Annotated in this window: 13 protein-coding genes; 10 read left to right on the top strand and 3 right to left on the bottom strand. The window is 66.9% G+C overall.

The genetic code is table 11. The features are described 5' to 3' along the window. Positions 1 to 210: 210 nt before the first annotated feature. Both KF730_RS10355 and KF730_RS10350 read left to right on the top strand, forming a co-directional pair. A complete protein-coding gene (locus KF730_RS10355) occupies positions 211 to 2,025 on the top strand; it encodes a M2 family metallopeptidase (RefSeq protein WP_294094645.1) in 1,815 nt (604 codons plus the stop codon). Between the two features lie 22 nt (positions 2,026 to 2,047). After that, positions 2,048 to 2,800 carry an SIMPL domain-containing protein gene (locus tag KF730_RS10350; protein ID WP_294094643.1) on the top strand — a complete coding sequence of 251 codons (753 nt, stop codon included), beginning with the start codon at positions 2,048 to 2,050 and terminating at the stop codon, positions 2,798 to 2,800. 3 nt (positions 2,801 to 2,803) lie between these two features. Here the strand turns inward: KF730_RS10350 and KF730_RS10345 are convergent, their stop codons facing one another. From KF730_RS10345 to KF730_RS10335, 3 genes are all read right to left on the bottom strand, one after another. Next, positions 2,804 to 4,243: an AMP nucleosidase gene (locus KF730_RS10345; protein ID WP_294094641.1), complete on the bottom strand. Its 1,440-nt coding sequence runs from the start codon at positions 4,241 to 4,243 to the stop codon at positions 2,804 to 2,806. A gap of 72 nt (positions 4,244 to 4,315) precedes the next feature. Continuing rightward, positions 4,316 to 4,585 (bottom strand): hypothetical protein, encoded by a 270-nt coding sequence (locus KF730_RS10340; RefSeq protein WP_294094638.1) that lies wholly within the window; start codon positions 4,583 to 4,585, stop codon positions 4,316 to 4,318. Positions 4,586 to 4,656: 71 nt separating this feature from the next. Next, positions 4,657 to 5,139, bottom strand: coding sequence for a peroxiredoxin (locus KF730_RS10335; RefSeq protein WP_294094636.1), 483 nt, complete (start codon positions 5,137 to 5,139; stop codon positions 4,657 to 4,659). A 100-nt stretch (positions 5,140 to 5,239) separates the two neighbouring features. Between KF730_RS10335 and KF730_RS10330 the strand changes: the two genes are divergently transcribed. The 8 genes from KF730_RS10330 to addA all read left to right on the top strand — a co-directional run bounded on the left by KF730_RS10330 (position 5,240) and on the right by addA (position 18,670). Then, positions 5,240 to 5,800 (top strand): YqgE/AlgH family protein, encoded by a 561-nt coding sequence (locus KF730_RS10330; RefSeq protein WP_294094633.1) that lies wholly within the window; start codon positions 5,240 to 5,242, stop codon positions 5,798 to 5,800. A 319-nt stretch (positions 5,801 to 6,119) separates the two neighbouring features. Then, positions 6,120 to 7,538: an adenosylhomocysteinase gene (ahcY, locus tag KF730_RS10325; protein ID WP_294094631.1), complete on the top strand. Its 1,419-nt coding sequence runs from the start codon at positions 6,120 to 6,122 to the stop codon at positions 7,536 to 7,538. A gap of 126 nt (positions 7,539 to 7,664) precedes the next feature. Then, positions 7,665 to 10,001, top strand: coding sequence for a PAS domain-containing sensor histidine kinase (locus KF730_RS10320; protein ID WP_294094627.1), 2,337 nt, complete (start codon positions 7,665 to 7,667; stop codon positions 9,999 to 10,001). A 139-nt stretch (positions 10,002 to 10,140) separates the two neighbouring features. Continuing rightward, positions 10,141 to 10,584, top strand: a complete 444-nt coding sequence (gene tsaE / locus KF730_RS10315; protein ID WP_294094623.1) for a tRNA (adenosine(37)-N6)-threonylcarbamoyltransferase complex ATPase subunit type 1 TsaE — start codon at positions 10,141 to 10,143, stop codon at positions 10,582 to 10,584. Next, a complete protein-coding gene (locus tag KF730_RS10310; protein WP_294094620.1) occupies positions 10,569 to 11,561 on the top strand; it encodes a phosphotransferase in 993 nt (330 codons plus the stop codon). The genes tsaE and KF730_RS10310 overlap by 16 nt, the downstream gene beginning before the upstream one ends. Next, on the top strand, positions 11,558 to 12,310 hold the full coding sequence (locus tag KF730_RS10305) for a nucleotidyltransferase family protein (RefSeq protein ID WP_294094617.1): 753 nt from the start codon (positions 11,558 to 11,560) through the stop codon (positions 12,308 to 12,310). The genes KF730_RS10310 and KF730_RS10305 overlap by 4 nt, the downstream gene beginning before the upstream one ends. Positions 12,311 to 12,348: 38 nt before the next feature. Next, entirely contained in the window at positions 12,349 to 15,276 is a 2,928-nt protein-coding gene (addB, locus tag KF730_RS10300) for a double-strand break repair protein AddB (RefSeq protein WP_294094615.1), read from the top strand. Further along, the gene (addA, locus tag KF730_RS10295) at positions 15,263 to 18,670 is read left to right on the top strand and encodes a double-strand break repair helicase AddA (RefSeq protein ID WP_294094613.1); all 3,408 of its coding nucleotides are present in this window, start codon (positions 15,263 to 15,265) and stop codon (positions 18,668 to 18,670) included. The genes addB and addA overlap by 14 nt, the downstream gene beginning before the upstream one ends. Positions 18,671 to 18,683 lie beyond the last annotated feature (13 nt).

The raw sequence follows: 18,683 nt of genomic DNA, 5'->3' as shown, positions 1-18,683 counted from the left end.
TCGCCTGCTTGGCTAATGCGGTCGGCACTGCCGCCCGCTCTTTGCAATCGTCGATCCGGCACCCCCATGGTCACCGCGACCTTTGGGACCATTCGCGAATGTTTAGTCCCCCAAAAACACTAAACTTCCTCAACATTCGCGCCGCTTGACGGGTCTCCGCCCCGCGCGCAGTGTCCGTGTCATCCAGATACAAGACCTGAGAGGCTTCCCATGATCCGTACCGGCATCTCGACGCTGGCGCTCGCCGCCATGCTCGCTTTCACGCCCGCGCATGCCCAGGATGCGGCGCCCACCGCCGCCGAGGCACAGGCGTTCATCGACAAGGTGCAAGCCGAGTACACCGCGTTCAACCTCACCGCCTCGCGCGTCGCATGGATCAACGCCACCTACATCACCGATGACAGCGATGCGCTCGCCGCCGAATATGGCGCGCGCGGCACCGAGATGGCGGTCAAATACGCGCTCGAAGCGGCGAAGTATCAAAAGGCGGCCGGCCTCACCGCCGAGCAGCAGCGCCAACTGACCATGCTGCGCGGCGCGATCACGCTGCCCGCACCGACCAGGCCGGGCGCCGCTGACGAGCTTTCGACGATCGCGACGCGGATCGGCTCGATGTACGGCAAGGGCAAGGGCACGCTGAACGGCAAGCCGGTTAACGGCAGCGATATCGAAGCGGCGATGGGCGAGAGCCGCAACCCCGAAGAGCTCAAGGAGATGTGGGTCAGCTGGCACGATCAGGTCGGCGCGCCGATGCGAGGCGATTATGCCAGGATGGTCGGCATCGCCAATGAAGGCGCCAAGGAATTGGGCTTCGCCGATACCGGTGCGATGTGGCGCTCGGGCTATGACATGCCGCCCGCCGATTTCATCAAGCTGACCGACGGCATCTGGAACGATCTCAAGCCGCTATACACCGCGCTCCACACCTATGTTCGCGCCAAGCTCAATGCGAAATATGGCGATGCGGTCCAGCCCAAGACCGGCCCGATCCGCGCCGATCTGCTCGGCAATATGTGGGCGCAGGAATGGGGCAATATCTACGATATCGTCGCGCCCGCCGGCGCCGGCGATCTCGGTTACGATGTCGGCGAGTTGCTCACCGCCAAGGGCTATGACTGGAAGAAGATGGTCGAGACCGGCGAGGGCTTCTATTCCTCGCTCGGCATGGAGAAGCTGCCAGAGAGCTTCTGGGAGCGTTCGCAGTTCCTGAAGCCGCGGGACCGCGAAGTGCAGTGCCACGCTTCGGCCTGGGACATCGACGAGAAGGACGATCTGCGCATCAAGATGTGCATCAAGGTCAACTCGGACGACTTCGTCACCATCCATCACGAGCTTGGCCACAATTACTATCAGCGCGCGTACAAGGCGCTGCCCCAGCTCTATCGCAACGGCGCCAATGACGGCTTCCACGAGGCGATCGGCGATTTCGTCGCGCTGTCGATCACGCCCGATTATCTCGTCCAGATCGGTCTGCTCGATCAGTCCAAGGTGCCGAGCGCCGACAAGGATATCGGCCTGCTGCTGCGTCAGGCGATGGACAAGGTCGCGTTTCTGCCGTTCGGCCTGATCGTCGACAAATGGCGCTGGGGTGTGTTCGACGGCTCGATCCCGACCGGCGGCTATGAAGCCGGCTGGAACAAGCTGCGGCTCGATTATCAGGGCATCGTGCCGCCGGTGGCGCGCGACGAGACCAAATTCGATCCGGGCGCCAAATATCACATCCCGAACAACACGCCCTATGCCCGCTACTTCCTCGCGCGGGTGCTCCAGTTCCAGTTCTACAAGGCGGCGTGCGATCAGGCTGGCTGGAAGGGGCCGCTGCATCGCTGCTCGTTCTTCGGCAACAAGGAAGTCGGCGCCAAGCTCAACAAGATGCTCGAAATGGGCGCCTCCAAGCCGTGGCCCGATGCGCTGCAGGCGTTCACCGGCAGCCGCGAAATGTCGGGCAAGGCGATGGCCGAATATTTCGCGCCGCTAAAGGCTTGGCTCGACAAGCAGAACAAGGGCCAGCCCAAGGGCTGGTGAGCGACTAGAACAGGGGAATCCGATGACGATACGCTATGCAATTGCCTGCGCGATGCTGTGTGCGCCCACCGCCGTGCTGGCGCAAACCGCCGCGGCGCCCGTCAATGTCGAGATCGTCGCCACCGGCGAGGTGACCGTGCCGGCGCAGCGCTTCCGCCTCTCGGCCACGGTCACCGGCAAGGGCGAGACCGAGGATGCCGCCAAGGCAGCGCTCGCCACCAATCGCGCCAAGCTGCTGCAGACGCTTGCCGCGCTCAATGTTCGCGAAGCCCAGCCCGACGCACCGGGCACCAGCGGCGGCGGCCAATCGCTGCTCAGCATGTTCGCCGGCATCGGCGGTATGAAGGGGCCGAAGATCAGTTTCGACACCATGGGCGAGGATGCCGATGGCAAGCCGCAATCGACGGCGAGCGAGACGGTGACGCTCGACGCGCCGAGCCGCGCTGTCGCCGCCGACGCCCGCAAGGCGATCGAAGCCGCAGGCGCGACCTCGCCCGAGGAAGTGCTCGGCCTGCTCGACGATTATCCCGCCGCTTCGCGCCGCGCCAAGGCCGATGCCCTGGCCAAGGCGCGCGTGGAGGCCGGGGCTTATGGCGAGGCGCTCGGGCTGCGTCAGGCAGCCATCGTGCGGATCAGCGAGAAGCAGGACATGATCGCTGGATCGCTCGGCTTCATCTCGCAGATCGTCGGCATGTTCGCGCCCAAGGGTGAGGCGACTTCGAACAATGTGACGGTCCGCGAGACGCTCACGGTCGAGTTCAAGCTGTCGAAATAGGCCTTAGCGGAACGGTGGCTCGTTGAAGGCGCGGAGCTTGCGGCTGTGCAGCTTCGCGCCTTCGCGGCGCAGCTCCTCGCAGGTCTCGATGCCGATCTTGAGATGCTCAGCGATGGCACGCTCGTAGAACAGGTTCGCCTGCCCGGGCAGCTTGAGCTCGCCGTGGAGCGGCTTGTCCGAAACGCACAGCAACGTGCCGTAGGGCACGCGGAAGCGATAGCCCTGCGCGGCGAGGGTAGCGCTCTCCATGTCGACGCCGACCGCTCGGCTGAGCGAGAAACGCAGCGCCGACTGTGAATAGCGCAGCTCCCAGTTGCGATCGTCGGTGGTGACGATCGTGCCGGTGCGCAGGCGGCGCTTGAGCTCGTCGCCGGACTGGCCCGATACGGTCTCCGCTGCGCGGGCGAGCGCGAGCTGGACCTCGGCGATGGCGGGAATCGGGATCTCGGGCGGCAGCACATCGTCCATGATGTGATCGTCGCGGAGATAAGCGTGGGCGAGGACGTAATCGCCGATCCGCTGGCTGGGGCGCAGGCCGCCGCAATGCCCGATCATCAGCCACGCTTCAGGGCGCAGCACCGCGAGGTGATCGGTAATCGTCTTGGCATTGGACGGGCCGACACCGATATTGACGAGCGTGATCCCGGTGCCGTCTTCGGCCATCAGATGGTATGCCGGCATCTGGTGCCGCCGCCATGCCGAGGTGTCGTTGAGCAGGCGGTCGGTATCGTCGCCGGCCTCGATCAGAATCCCGCCCGCGCCCGACACGTGGGTGAAGCGGCTGCCTTCGCCAAGCTGCCCGATCGCCCAATTGACGAATTCGTCGACATATCGGTGATAGTTGGTGAAGAGGATATATTGTTGGAAATGCTCGACCGGCGTGCCGGTATAGTGCCGCAGCCGCGCCAGCGAGAAATCGGTGCGCAGCCCGTCGAACAGCGCCAGCGGGCGGATTTCGTCCGTAGACACCCAGGTGCCGTCTGCGATCTCGTCGCCGATATGCGCCAGCTCGGTTGCCGGGAAATGCCGGGCCAGCTCGGTGACGGTGATCTGGTCCATCGCCTGGATGTGGCCCGGATCGAGCACGTAGGGGAACGGGATCTCCTGCCGCCCGGTGACCGCCTGAACCTCGACATCATAATCCTCGATCAGGAAGGTGAGCTGCTCGGTCAGATAGTCGGCGAACATCGCCGGCTTGGTGACCGAGATGCGATATTCGCCTTCATCGACCAGCCGGCCGAAGGAGCGCGGTGGGACGGGGCGATCGCTGCCGCCGCGATAGGTGAGGCGCAGCTCGGGGTAGGCGAAGCTGCCGTCGATGCGATCCTGGGGATCGGGCGCGACGCCGTCGTTGATGTAGTGGGTGAGGGCGGCCTGAAGCCGCTCGACCGAGGCGCGATAGAGGCGATCCAGCTCGGCGACGATGTTCGATGCTTGTGTCATCTTGGACGGCTAAGCCGCAAAAATGACGCTGGCAAGACCCGGCCCCGCGATGGCAGGGCCGGGTGCTGTCCCTTACTTCTTGCTGGCGGGTTCCTTGTCGCCACCCAGATGGGTGGCGGCATAGACTGCGCCGCCCACCGCGGCGGCCGCGCCGGCGGCGATCGCCGCGGCGGCGACGGGGTGTTCCTTCACCGCCTCGACGGTGGCGTCGACCGCGTCGCCGATCGCTTCCTGCGCGGTTTCGAGGAACGACTTGGCGGTGTCGAGGGCGTTGTCGAGTACGCCTTCGTCAGCGCCAGCGGCTTGGTTGGCGATGTCGGTGGTGTTGGTGTCGGTGACCATGATGGAATTCCCTCCAGGATTGCGGGAAACCAACTCCATCATGGCCACCCGGTTCCGTTACGTGGCCGATATTACAGCTGGCCGAGCAGATAATCAGCCGAACTGACTTCGAACTGGCCCGGTGCCTCGACATTGAGCTGCTCGACGACGCCGTCATTGACCAGCATCGAGAAGCGCTGGCCGCGCGCGCCCATGCCGAACTTCGATCCGTCCATCTGCAGGCCAACCGCTTCCGGGAACGCGCCATTGCCGTCGGCGAGCATCGTCACCTTGCCCTCGACGCCATTGGCCTTGCCCCACGCGCCCATCACGAACGCGTCGTTGACGGCGGTGCAGGCGATCTCGTCCACGCCCTTGGCCTTCAGCTCGTCAGCCTTCTCGACGAAGCCCGGCAGATGCTTGGCCGAGCAGGTTGGCGTGAACGCGCCGGGAACCGAGAAGAGCGCGACCTTGCGGCCGGCGAAATATTCGTCGGAGCTGACCGGCTCGGGGCCGCCTTCGGTCACCTTGATGAAATTGGTGCTGGGAACGCGGTCGCCAAGCTGGATGGTCATGTCAGTCTCTCCTCAAAGGGGTTCTTCGTCTCAATCGGGGTCCGCGCCTGCTTTTTCAAGCGTGGCGGAGCCGAAAGCGTGGCGGTAAGTTGTTTCGCATATGGAGTCGGCACCTTTTCTCACCGGGCAATTCCTGCTGGCGATGCCCGGCATCGGCGATCCGCGCTTCGAACGGGCGGTGATCGCGATGTGCGCGCATGACGATGAGGGTGCGCTCGGCATCGGCGTCGGCGAGACGATCGATGGACTCGGTCTGCATACGTTGCTGCGCCAGTTCCAGATCGACCCCGGCGCGGCGCCGGATGCGGCGGTGCATTTCGGCGGCCCGGTCGAGCCGCGGCGCGGCTTCGTGCTGCATTCTACCGATTGGGAAGGGCAGGATACCATCGATGTCGGCGGGCGCTGGGCGCTTTCGGGCACGGTCGACGTGCTGCGCGCGATCGCCGAGGGCAAGGGACCGAACCAGTGGCTGGTGGCGCTTGGCTATGCCGGCTGGGGCGAGGGCCAGCTCGACGCCGAAATGGCGCGGCACGGCTGGTTCAGCACGGAATCGACGCCCGGTCTGCTCTACGACGTCGATGCCGAGGACCGCTGGATGGTCGGCTTTGCGGGCGCCGGGATCGATCCGCGGATGCTGGCGAGCAGCGCCGGCACGGCATGATTCGGCGCGGCGGGCTGTAGGATTACCGGCGCTTGGCTTCACACTTTTCACGCAAATCGTGAAATTTCATTGCGCTGACGCGCAGTTAAATTTCCTACCGGCTGTCGGTAGCATGTCGATGACGACATGGAGAAACGGCGTGAGCATTCCGCGAGAATAATCGTCAACTCCGATGTAGGGCAGCGGCACGTTTGAATGTCATATAAAGATATCTTTATATCTGACTTGCGGTTTTCGACGGAGCATTATAAGGGGCGAGCCAGATGGCTGGCGGACAGGGATTCGCGGCCCGCAATTCTATGCCAATGGAGACCCGTCAGTGGCTACCGTGCTCGACAAGAAGAACGACTATGTGATCGCGGATATCGCGCTCGCCGATTTCGGCCGCAAGGAGATCGAGATCGCCGAGACCGAAATGCCCGGCCTCATGTCGCTGCGCAGCGAATTCGGCGCGTCGCAGCCGCTCAAGGGCGCGCGCATCACCGGCTCGCTCCACATGACGATCCAGACCGCCGTGCTGATCGAGACGCTGACCGCGCTGGGCGCGAAGGTGCGTTGGGCGACCTGCAACATCTTCTCGACGCAGGACCACGCCGCCGCCGCGATCGCCGCGACCGGCGTGCCGGTGTTCGCGGTTAAGGGCGAGAGCCTGGCCGAATATTGGGACTATGTCGGCGACATCTTCTCGTGGGACAATGAAGTCGAAGGCCAGACCGCCAACATCATCCTCGACGATGGCGGGGACGCCACCATGTTCGCGCTGTGGGGCGCCAAGCTCGAGGCCGGCCACACCATGCCCGAGCCCGAGAATGAAGAAGAAGTCGAGATGCAGCGCGCGCTCAAGGCGTTCATCGCCAAGAAGCCGGGCTACCTCACCGAGACGGTCAAGAACCTGAAGGGCGTTTCGGAAGAGACCACCACTGGCGTGCACCGCCTGTATGAGATCTCGAAGAAGGGCGAGCTGCCTTTCCCCGCGATCAACGTCAATGACTCGGTGACCAAGTCGAAGTTCGACAACCTTTATGGCTGCAAGGAATCGCTGGTCGACGCGATCCGTCGCGCCACCGACGTGATGCTGGCCGGCAAGGTTGCCTGCGTCGCTGGCTTCGGCGATGTCGGCAAGGGCTCGGCCCAGTCGCTGCGCAACGGCGGCGCCCGCGTCCTCGTCACCGAAATCGATCCGATCTGCGCGCTGCAGGCGGCGATGGAGGGCTTCGAGGTGGTGACCATGGAAGAAGCGGTGCAGCGCGCCGACATCTTCTGCACCGCCACCGGCAATGCCGATGTCATCACCGCCGATCACATGAAGGCGATGAAGCCAATGTCGATCGTGTGCAACATCGGCCATTTCGATAGTGAGATCCAGATCGCAGCGCTGTCGAACTATGAGTGGGACGAAGTGAAGCCGGGCACCGATCTGGTGAAGTTCCCCGACGGCAAGCAGATCATCATCCTCGCCAAGGGTCGCCTCGTGAATCTTGGCTGCGCCACCGGCCACCCCTCGTTCGTGATGTCCTCGTCCTTCACCAACCAGACGCTCGCCCAGATCGAGCTGTGGACCAAGGGCGAGAATTACGAGAATCAGGTTTATGTCCTGCCGAAGCACCTCGACGAGAAGGTCGCGGCGCTGCACCTGGAAAAGCTGGGCGTGAAGCTTTCGAAGCTCTCGCAGAAGCAGGCCGATTATATCGGCGTGCCGGTCGCGGGTCCGTTCAAGCCGGATCATTACCGCTACTGATCTTCGCGCAAGCGAGACGAACGGGCCGCGTTTCCAGCCGGGAACGCGGCCCTTTTCGTTGCGGCTGCCGCGCGCCATCCGTAAGGGTTCGGCCATGACGCATTTGCAGAGCCGCGGGGCAGCGGCTTGATCCTGATCTCCCAATCCGCGGCTGCGTTGGCCGGGGCGGCGCTGGCGTTGCTTGTCCTCGGCGCGACCTGGGCGCTGTGGACGGGTCTGCGCTTGCGTGCCGACGCGTCGGTGCTTGCGGAGGGTAATACGCGCCTCAACACGCTGGTTTCTGGCTCGCCCGCCCAGGCGATGATCGTCCGCGCCGATGGCCGGATCGAGGCACCGCGCCGCCTGGCGGACTGGCTGGGGCTCGAAGCGATCCCGCGCGAGCTGGATGCGCTCGCCAATGGCGATGCCGGGTTGATGGTTGAGGATGCCAAGACGCTGTCGGTGCATGTCGCCGCCGCGCAAAAGGCTGGTAAGCCGTTCAGCCTGTCGGTCCGGGCGAAGGGTTCCGAACGCGCCTTGTTGGTGGTGGGCGAGCGTGCGCCCCAGGCGCTGAACGCACCCGGCGGGGTGGTCCTGTGGTTCCTCGACGCGACCGAGAGCCAGGACGAGATCAACCGCCTCCAGCGCGGCAGCACCCGCCTGCGCGCCGCGTTCGACGCGCTGACCGCGCTGATCGAGGCCGCACCGATGCCGATGTGGTATCGCGGGCCCGATCTCAAGCTGCTGATGGTCAATTCCGAATATGTGAAGGCGGTCGAGGGCGGCGACAGCGAGGACGTTGTCGCGCGCGGGCTCGAACTGGTCGAGGGCGCCGGGCTCGGCGGACCACTGGCCAACGCCGCGATCGCCCGCGACACGGGCGAGCCGCAGACTGCCGCGATGCCGGCGACGATCGGCGGCAAGCGCCGGATGCTTCGCCTGCACGATGTGCCGCTGCCGACCGGCGGCGTGGCGGGCTTCGCGGTCGATATCGAGGATCTGGAACAGGCGCGCGGTGGCCTCAAGCGCTTCGCCGATGCCCAGCGCGCAATGCTCGACCGCGTCTCGGCCGGCGTTGCCCAGTTCGGTCCCGACCGCAGCCTGATCTTCTGCAACCAGCCTTTCCGCCGCATGTTCGCGATGAAGAATGAGTGGCTGCAGGATCGCCCCGAATTCGATCGGGTGATCGAGCGGATGCGCGAAGCCAAGCGCCTGCCGGAAACGCGTGACTTCCCGGCCTGGAAGGCCGAGCGCCGCGAATGGTTCACCGCGCCCGAAGCGGTCGAGGAGAATTGGCATGTCGGCGCCACGCATCTGCGCGTCGTCGCCCAGCCGATGCCCGAAGGCGGGCTGCTGCTGCTGTTCGAGGATCGCACCCAGCAATTCGAGCTGCAGCGCGAGCATGGCGAGATGCAGCAGGTCCGCACCGCGACGCTCGACAGCCTAGCCGAGGCGGTGGCCGTGTTCGGCAAGGGGCGATTGCAGCTTTGGAACCGCAAGTTCCGCCAGGTCTGGGGCTTCGAGGATGCCTTTCTCGACGGGCACCCGCAGATCCTCGCTTTGGTCAATGCGGCGGGCCCGAAGCTGACCAATCCGGCCAAGGCCGAAGTGATCGGCGATCTGGTGCGGCTGGCGGCGCAGGACCGGCAGCAGCGCGGGGCGAGCATCGTCTTCGCCGATGGTCGCCATTTCGATCTGAGCGCGGTGCCGCTGCCTGACGGCAACGCGCTGGTGACGATGCTCGATGTCAGCGATCAGCACCGCGTCGAGCGCGCGCTGCGCGACCGCAATGAGGCGCTGGAAGCGGCGGACCGCGTCAAGACCTCGTTCGTCGCGAACATGAGCTACGAGCTTCGCACGCCGCTTACCTCGATCAAGGGCTTTGCCGAGATGCTGCACGGCGGCTTTGCGGGTAAATTGAGCGAGAGCGGGGCGGAATATTCCGAAGCGATCCTGGTCTCGGTCGAACGGCTCGGCGCGCTGATCGACGATGTGCTCGATTTGACCCAGAGCGAAGGCGCGTCGCTGGAGAAGCGCCCGGTCGATATCGAGATGATCGCGCAAGGGGCGGCCGAGGCGATCGCGCCGCTCGCCAAGGAAAAGGCGATCGATCTGGCCGTCGAGAATGCCGGCAGCGCGGGCATCGTATCGGGCGATGCGCGGCGGCTGCGCCAGGTGATCGAGCATCTGCTGCGCCATGCAGTCGCGGGCACCCCGTCGCGGGGCCGGGTGCTGCTCCATCTCGACGGCAATGCCAAGGTGGCGCGGATCATCGTTTCCGATGACGGGCCGGGCATGAGCAAGGACGCGGCGGCCAAGGCGTTCGACCGCTTCGCACAGGGGGGAGACCGCAATGCCGAGCGCGCGCTCGGGCTGGGGCTGCCGCTCGCGAAGCAGTTCGTCGAGGCGCATAACGGGCGGATCGAATTGTTCTCGGAACCGGGGGAGGGGACGCTGATCACCGTGGAATTGCCGCGCGGATGAATTTAGCAGCTTCAATCCTCCCTCGGAGGGAGAGGGGGACCGCGAAGCGGTGGAGGGGGCCCGCCCAAAGCGGATCGCTCGTGACTTACCCCCTCCGTCAGCCTTCGGCTGCCACCTCCCCCACCGGGGGAGGATTTGCGTGAGGCTCGCTTTTCCTCAGGACTCGCATGATCTCGGGGCAAAGCTGGCGTCGATGGCCCGCCCCGGCGACGTCATCACATTGTCCGGCGAACTGGGTGCGGGCAAGACCAGCATCGCTCGCGGCCTGCTCGCGGTGCTCGGCCTTGAAGGCGAGGCGCCATCACCCAGCTTCGCGATCGTCCAGCCTTATGAGCCGCCCGAAGTCCGCTTTCCAGTGCTGCACGTCGATCTCTACCGGATCGAGCATCCGCACGAAGCCGAGGAACTCGGCCTAGACGATGCCCGCCACGATTCGCTGCTGATCGTCGAATGGCCCGAGCGGCTGGGCGCGGCGGCATGGTCCGATGCGCTGTGGTTGTCCCTGGAAGTGACACCGGACGGCGCGCGGGAGTTGACAGCGAAGGTCCCGGCGGCATGGAGGGACCGATGGTCCCAGATATGAATCCGCATCCCGCCGCCCCTGACTTTCTCGCCGCGGCGGGATGGGAAGGCGCGGAGATTCGTCCGCTCGCCGGTGACGCTTCGTTCCGCCGCTATTTCCGCATCGTCGAGCATGAGCGGACCGCGATCCTGATGGATTCGCCACCCGACAAGGGCGAGGATCCGAAGCCGTTCATCTCGATCGCCCGCTGGCTCACCCAGCGCGGTTTCGCCGCGCCCGAGATCCTGCATGAGGATCTGGAGCAGGGCCTCGTTCTGATATCCGATTTCGGCGACGCGCGGATGCGCGAGACCGTGGATGCCGCGCCTGAGAGCGAATTGCGCCTCTACGAAGAGGCGGTCGACCTGCTGATCCGCCTGCGCGATCATCCGGCTGCCGACGACATCGGGCCCTACAGCCCGTCGCAATATCACCGCGAGGCGCGGCTGCTCACCGAATGGTATTGCCCGGCACTGGGGCTGGAGCCCGATGCGGAAGGCTATAACGACGCCTGGAACGCGGTGCTGGACTCGGTGCTAACCGGTCACGAGCCTGTCACGGTGCTGCGCGATTACCATGCCGAGAACATCATGCTGATCGAAGGCAGCGAGAATTTGGGCCTGCTCGATTTCCAGGACGCGCTTTCGGGTCATCCGGCCTATGATCTCGTCTCTCTGTTGCAGGACGCGCGCCGCGACGTGTCTCCAGAGCTCGAGACTGCCATGCTCGACCGCTACAAGCGGGTGACCGGCGTCGGCGACGATTTCGATATCGCATATCACGTCCTCGGCGCGCAGCGGAACGCCAAGATCATCGGCATTTTCACCCGCCTGTGGAAACGTGACGGCAAGCCGCGCTATCCGGGGCTCTGCCCGCGCGTCTGGACCTATCTGGAGCGCGACCTCAAGCACCCGGCGCTCAAGCCCGTTGCCGACTGGTTCGACGCCAATGTGCCCGCGCACCTGCGTGGCGATCCGATGACGCTCGCCGGCGAATGACGACCTACGCGCTGCGCCCCCAGCCGGACGCGCCTGTTCCCGAGACCGCGATGGTGATGGCCGCAGGCTTGGGCAAGCGCATGCGCCCGCTGACGGCGACGCGTCCCAAGCCGCTGGTGGAAGTGGCGGGCAAGACCCTGCTCGATCACACCTTCGATCATCTGCGCGGTGCCGGCGTGCGGCGCGCGGTGGTCAACGTCCATTACCTCGCCGATCAGATCGAGGCGCATCTGAGGGCGCGGGTACACGACATGGACGTGCTGATCTCCGACGAGCGCCGGCAATTGCTGGAGACCGGCGGCGGCGTGGTGCAGGCGCGCGAGATGATCGGCGACAAGCCGTTCTTCTGCGTCAACAGCGACAATCTTTGGGTCGATGGTCCGATCGATGCGCTGCGCCAGCTTGCCGCGGCGTGGGACGACGACAGGATGGACGCGCTGTTGCTGCTCGTGCCGTTGGCGCGCGCGCATTGCCACAGGGGGCAGGGCGATTTCCGCCTCGATCCGTTCGGCCGCATCATCGAACGTCGCAAGCCCGGTCGGTTGGCGCCGTTCGTCTATATCGGCATCCAGATCCTCTCTCCGCGCGTGATCCGCGACTGGCCCGAGGGGCCATTCTCGACCAACCTGTTCTGGGATCGCGCGCTGGAGGCGGGACGCCTGTGGGGCGTCGTGCACCAGGGCATGTGGTTCGATGTCGGCACGCCCGCAGCGGTGGGCGAGGCGGAGGCCGTGCTGGCGGAGATGTGATTTCCCTTGCCGGTTTCTTGGCCCTAGGCTGAGCGCAGATGAGCCGTCTCCACCTCTTCACCATCCCTCCGCATCGCCCGTTCGCCGATGCGCTGGCGGATGGGCTGATCGCGCGCTTCGGTGGCGATGCGCTGGGGCTGGCGCGCGGGACGGTTCTGGTCCCGAACAACCGCGCCAAGCGGGCGATCCAGGATGCATTCGTGCGCGCAAGCGGCGGCGGATTGCTGCTGCCGCGGCTGGTCGCCGTCGGCGATCCCGAGCTTGACGAGGCCGTTTTCGAGGCGGTCGAGGATACAGACCCGGTGCCGCCTGCGATCGATCCCCTGCAGCGGCGGATGATCCTCGCTCGGCTGATCCAGGAAAGCGGCGCGCCGGTCGATGCGGCGGAAGCGGTGCGGCTGGCGGGCGATCTGGCGGCGACACTCGATCAGTTGCTGATCGAGGAAGTCGAACCGCGCGCGCTCAAGGGTCTCGATCTCGGCGACCTCTCGGCGCATTGGGAGCGCTCGCTCGCATTGTTCGAGATCGTGCTCAAGCGCTGGCCCGTGGAGTTGAAACAGCTCGGCCGGATCGATCTGGCCGAACGGCGGACGCGGCTGCTGGCCAAGGTCGCGAAGCGCTGGCGCGATGCGCCGCCTGCCGGGTTCGTCTGCGCGGCGGGCATCACCGCCAGCGCACCGGCGATCGCGCGGCTGCTGCGCGTGGTGGCGGGAATGCCGCAGGGCATGGTGGTGCTGCCGGGCCTTTCGACCGGCATCAGCGAAGGTGAATGGGCGTCGCTCGGCCCGCATGGGCCCGATCCGGATACCGGCCGCCGCAAGCGGGCGATGGAGACGCACCCGCAGTTCCAGCTCAAGCTGCTGCTAGAGCGGATGGGCGTGAACCGCAGCGAGTTTGAGATCTGGCAGGGCGGCAGCACGCACGATGCCGCCGCCGCGCGGAGCAAGGCGATCGAGACGGCGATGGCGCCGCCCGAGCTGACCCGCGAATGGAGCGGGCTCGACGAGTCCGAACGCATCTTCGATGGCGTGCGTGTGCTGGAGGCGGCGACGCCGGCCGAGGAAGCGCAAGGCATCGCGCTGGCGCTGCGGCAGGTGCTGGAGATCGAAGGCAGGACGGCGGCGCTGGTGACGCCCGACCGCGCGCTCGCCCGCCGCGTGGTGGCGCATCTCGCGCGCTGGGGTGTGGCGATCGACGATTCGGCGGGACAGGCGCTTTCGGTGCTGCCGCCCGGCACGCTGCTGCTGGCGCTTGCCGAAGCCGCCGCGCAGGATTTCGCGCCACTGGCGCTGCTTAGCCTGCTCAAGCATCCGCTGGTGCGGCCCGAGGCGCGGCTCGAATGGCTGGAGGGCGCGCGCTTGCTCGACCGGGCCCTGCGCGGCCCGCGACCGGCGCCGGGACTGGCGGGGATCGACCGGCATCTCGCCGAACAGGACGGGCGCGACGGCGGACTGCGTCGCGCGGCGCAGGCGTGGTGGATCGAAGCACGGCCGCTGCTGGAGCCGGTGGAGGCGGTGTTCGCCGCCGGGCCGCAGCCCCTTGCGGGCATGCTCGCAGCGCTGCGCGAAACCGCGCAGGCTCTGGGTGGCGACGCATTGTGGAGCCGTGCCGAGGGCCGCGCCGCCGCCGATCTGCTCGATGCGCTGGAGCGCGAGGCCGCGTTCGGCCCGCCGCTGGCCGATCCTGCCAGCCTTGCGCCGCTGTTGCGTACCTTGATGGACGAGACCGCGGTTCGCCCGCCGCAGGGCGGACACCCGCGGCTGGCGATCCTCGGCCTGATCGAGGCGCGGCTGCACAATGCCGATCTGATGATCCTGGGCGGGCTGAACGAAGGCGTCTGGCCGGGTCTGCCCGCGCCCGATCCCTGGCTCGCCCCGCGCATCCGCGCCGAACTGGAGCTGCCCGGGCTGGAGCGGCGGATCGGCATTTCGGCGCATGACCTGGCCGGGGCGTTGGGTGCGCGCGAAGTCCTGCTGACGCGCGCGCGGCGCGATAGCTCGGCGCCGACGATAGCCTCGCGTTTCTGGCTGCGGCTGGAGGCGCTGTCGGGCGGGCTGATTCGAGCGGACGATCTCGCTGCCTGGGCGCGGGCGATCGATGAGCCGGGCCGTCACGAACCCTCCGCACGGCCTGAACCGTCGCCACCGGTCGCGGCGCGTCCCAAGGTCATTTCGGTTACCGAAGTCGACCGGCTCAAGGCCGATCCCTACGCTTTCTATGCCAAGCGCATGCTGCGCCTCGCGCCGCTCGATCCCGTCGATGCCGATCCCAGCGCGGCGTGGCGCGGAACGGCGGTGCACGATGTGCTGGAGCAATGGGCACGGCACGACGATTGCGCGCCCGACAGGCTGCATGCGCGCGCGCTGGCGATGCTGGCCGACGAGCGTACCCATCCGATGATGCGGGCGCTGTGGCAGCCGCGATTGATGGAAGCGATCGACTGGATCGCGCGGGAGATCGCCGCGCAGGCAGCCGATGGCCGCCGCGTGCTGGGTGTCGAGCAGGAGGGGCAGATCCAGTTCGCGGGCGTGACGCTCAAAGGCAAGTTCGACCGGATCGACCGGCTGCCCGACGGAACGCTGGCGGTGGTCGATTACAAGACCGGCCAGCCGCCGAGCCCCAAGGCGGTTCGTGCGGGATACAGCCTCCAGCTCGGCTTGCTCGGACTGATCGCCGAAGAGGGCGGCTTCCATGGCATCAGCGGTGATGCGCGGGGGTTCGAATATTGGTCGCTGGCGCGGAAGAACGGCAGTTTCGGCTATATCGATTCGCCCACATCGCCGCGGAAGCGCGATCCGATCCCGGCGGACGAGTTCGTCGCCATCGCCGGAGGCAATTTCCACGAAGCGGTCCAGGACTGGCTGACCGGCGGGCGGGCGTTCACCGCCAAGCTCGTCCCCGAATATGCGCCCTATGCCGAATATGACCAGCTGATGCGCCGCGACGAATGGTATGGCCGTGAGTAGCGTCCGTCCGCTCCATCCGCTCAAGGGCAATCAGCGTGCCGCAAGCGATCCGGCGCGCCATATCTGGCTGTCGGCGTCGGCGGGCACGGGCAAGACCCAGGTGCTGGCGGCGCGCGTGTGGCGGTTGCTGCTGGGCGGCACCGATCCCGGCGCGATCCTCTGCCTGACCTTCACCAAGGCCGGCGCGGCGGAGATGTCCGAACGGATCACCTCGAGGCTGGCGAGCTGGGTCCAGGCCGCTGAAAACGACGTCCGCGCCGATCTCGCCTCGCTTGGTGAGACCGCGACGCCGGAGATGGTCGCACGGGCGCGGACCCTGTTCGCCAAGGTGCTCGATGCGCCGGGCGGGGGGCTGCGCATCCAGACGATCCACAGCTTCTGCCAGACCTTGCTGTCGGCCTTTCCCGTCGAAGCGGGGCTGGTGCCCGGCTTTCGCCCGCTCGATGGGCGCGAGGAAGCCGTGCTCAAGCGCGAGGCGCTGGCCGGGATGCTGGTGGATGCCGGGCGCAATGGACAGACCTGGCTGATCGACGCGGTCGGTGCGCTCAGCTTGCGTCTGGGTGAGGGGCAGGCCGAGGCGTTCCTGCATCGCTGCGCGCAAGCGGATGCGGCGCTGGCCGCGCTGCCTGCGGGTATCCAGCCGTTCCTGCGCCGGGCGATGGGTTTGCCGAGCGGCGGTGTGGGTGAGGAACTGGCGCGCTGCTGTGCCGACGACGCGTTCGATATCGCCGGGTTGCGGAAAGTGGTGGTGGCGAACCGGCAATGGGGGACGGCGACGGGTATCGCCGCGGTCGAGGCGATCGGCGGCTGGCTGGGAGCGAAGGATCGCGTCGCCGGGCTGGACGCGCTGGGCCTCGTCTTTCGCACCAGGACCGGCGATCCGCGCAAGATCTCAGCCAAGCTGATCGCCGCCGAACCAGATTATGAGGGGCTGGCCGAGCGCATCGGCGGGCGCTGCGCCGAATTGCTGGCGATGAAGGTGCAGGCCGATTATGCCGATCTGCTGGCGCGCGGGCTGGAAGCGGGGCGCGTCTATGCGCGGACCTATGCTGAGGCCAAGCGGCGCGTCGGCGCGGTCGATTTCGACGATCTGATCCGTGCGGCGGTGGCCTTGCTGGCGCAGGAAGGCATGGGCGACTGGGTACGCTTCAAGCTCGATCAGGCGACCGAGCATGTCCTGATCGACGAGGCCCAGGATACCAACCTCAAGCAATGGACGATCGTCCGCGCGCTGGCCGACGAGTTCTTCGCCGGGCGCGGCACGCGGGAGGAGGGCGTGCGGACGCTGTTCACGGTCGGCGACTACAAGCAGGCGATCTTCGGCTTTCAGGGCACCGATCCGATCTTCTTCCGTGCCGCGCACGATTATTTCGACGCAAAGGCGAAGCTGGCCGAGGACTACGAGACCGAAGCGCGCGAGCTGGAATCGCTGTCGCTCACCCACAGCTTCCGTTCGACCAAGCCGATTCTGGAGTTCGTCGATGCAGCGCTGGCGCAGTTGCCCGCGCCGGGGATGGGCGAGCTCAGCGAGGCGGAGCCGCACGCCAGCGAAGTGGCGGGGCCGGGGACCGTCACGCTCTGGCCGCTGACCATCGAAGGCGGAACCGAGGCCGACGAGGAGGAATGGGTGCTCGATGCGACGCGCGAGCATGCCAAGAAGATCGCGCGGGCGATCAAGGGCTGGACCGACGGTAGCGTTCGCAAGCGCGATGGCACGCCGCTCGGGCCCGAGGATGTGATGGTGCTGGTCAAGCGCCGCGGCGAGCTGGCGTCGCTGATCGTCGCGCGCCTCTATGCCGAGGGTGTGCCGGTGGCGGGGGTGGATCGGTTGCGGCTGAACGCACCGCTTGCCGTTCAGGACCTGCTCGCCGCGATCCGCTTCGTCCTCCAGCCCGAGGATGACCTGTCGCTCGCCAGCCTGCTGGTGTCCCCGCTGATCGGCTGGACGCAGGACGAACTGATGGCGGGCGCGGTACGCGAGCGCGGCGGGCTATGGCGGCATCTCCGCGCGACCCAGCCTGCCGAACGGCTGCGGCCGCTGGAGCAGTTGCTCGCGATGGCGGACTTCACCACGCCCTATCGCTTCCTTGAGACGATGCTGTCGGGCGAGATGGACGGGCGGCGCAAGCTGCTGCTGCGGCTGGGCGATGAGGCGCGCGATCCGATCGAGGAGTTGCTGAGCGCCGCGCTAAATTTCGAGAGTGTCGCCACACCGACGCTGCAACGCTTCCTCGACTGGTTCGATCGCGGCGATGTCGAGATCAAGCGCGAGGCCGATCAGCCGCGCGGGGCGGTGCGCGTGATGACCGCGCATGGCGCCAAGGGCTTGCAGGCGCCGCTGGTGATCCTGGCGGACGCCACCGCCGATCCCGCCAAAAGCCCGCGCGATTTCCTCGGCTGGCAGCCCGAGGGGCATGATGGCGAGGCGTTTCCGATTTTCCGGCCGCGTAGTAGCGAGCGGGGCGGGGTGCTCGACGCGGTGGTCGCCGAAACCGATGCCCGCGAGATGGAGGAGCATTGGCGGCTCTTTTACGTCGCCGCGACGCGCGCCGAGGAGCGGCTGGTGATCGCCGGAGCGCTCGGGCCGATGGCGAAGGGCGAGGCCCCGGCGGCCAGCTGGTATGCCGCCTGTGCCCGGGCATTCGCGGCGCTGGGGGCGGAAAGCGAATTCCGCGGCATCGTGCCGTCCGCGCCGGTTGCGGCGAAAAAGTCCGAAGCGGTGGTTGCTGCCGCAAAGCCCGCTTTGCCGGCCTGGATCACCGCGCCGGCACCGCAGGAAGCGCGGCCGCCGCGACCATTGGCGCCTTCATCGCTGGGGGACGATTCGGTCGCCGATCCGCCGCCTACGCCCGCGATGCGCGTGGCCGCCGAGCGCGGGCGGTTGCTGCATGCGTTGTTCGAGCGATTGCCCGGCGTCGCGCCCGCGAACCGCGCCGCCGCCGCCGATCGCTGGCTGGCTGGCGCGGGCGGGGTCGAGGATGCCGCCGCGCGGCTCGAGCTGGCCGGTGCCGCGCTGGCGGTGACGGAGGACCCGCGCTTCGCCGAATTGTTCGGCCCCGATTCGCTGGGCGAGGCGCCGATCGCTGCGGTGGTGGGCGATGGCGTGGTCGTGTCGGGCACCGTCGATCGATTGGTCGTCACGCCCGAGCGGGTGCGGGTGATCGACTTCAAGACCGGCCGCCGCGCGCCGGCCTTCGCCGATATCCCGGCTTACCATCTGCGCCAGATGGCGGCTTATGTCGCCGCACTCGCGGTGATCTTCCCCGGCCGGACGATCGAAGCCGGGCTGCTCTACACCGCCGGGCCGGTGCTCCACGCGCTGACGCCCGAATTACTTGCCGCCCACAAGCCGGGCTTCGCCGCCCCGGAGCAAAGTTTGGCTTCGCGCGCTTGAGCCACGGCACGCG

It is taken from the genome of Sphingomonas sp., assembly GCF_019635515.1.
Classification (GTDB): Bacteria; Pseudomonadota; Alphaproteobacteria; order Sphingomonadales; family Sphingomonadaceae; genus Sphingomonas.
The sequence above is the reverse complement of the archived record's forward strand: the minus strand, read 5'-3'. Positions and strand labels throughout refer to the sequence as shown.

Coding starts and splice junctions, on each gene's coding strand:
- KF730_RS10340 (WP_294094638.1), bottom strand. CDS start 4,585: ATGGTCACCGACACCAACACCACCGACATCGCCAACCAAGCCGCTGGC.
- KF730_RS10350 (WP_294094643.1), top strand. CDS start 2,048: ATGACGATACGCTATGCAATTGCCTGCGCGATGCTGTGTGCGCCCACC.
- KF730_RS10305 (WP_294094617.1), top strand. CDS start 11,558: ATGACGACCTACGCGCTGCGCCCCCAGCCGGACGCGCCTGTTCCCGAG.
- KF730_RS10310 (WP_294094620.1), top strand. CDS start 10,569: ATGGTCCCAGATATGAATCCGCATCCCGCCGCCCCTGACTTTCTCGCC.
- KF730_RS10330 (WP_294094633.1), top strand. CDS start 5,240: ATGGAGTCGGCACCTTTTCTCACCGGGCAATTCCTGCTGGCGATGCCC.
- KF730_RS10345 (WP_294094641.1), bottom strand. CDS start 4,243: ATGACACAAGCATCGAACATCGTCGCCGAGCTGGATCGCCTCTATCGC.
- addB (WP_294094615.1), top strand. CDS start 12,349: ATGAGCCGTCTCCACCTCTTCACCATCCCTCCGCATCGCCCGTTCGCC.
- KF730_RS10335 (WP_294094636.1), bottom strand. CDS start 5,139: ATGACCATCCAGCTTGGCGACCGCGTTCCCAGCACCAATTTCATCAAG.
- addA (WP_294094613.1), top strand. CDS start 15,263: ATGGCCGTGAGTAGCGTCCGTCCGCTCCATCCGCTCAAGGGCAATCAG.
- KF730_RS10355 (WP_294094645.1), top strand. CDS start 211: ATGATCCGTACCGGCATCTCGACGCTGGCGCTCGCCGCCATGCTCGCT.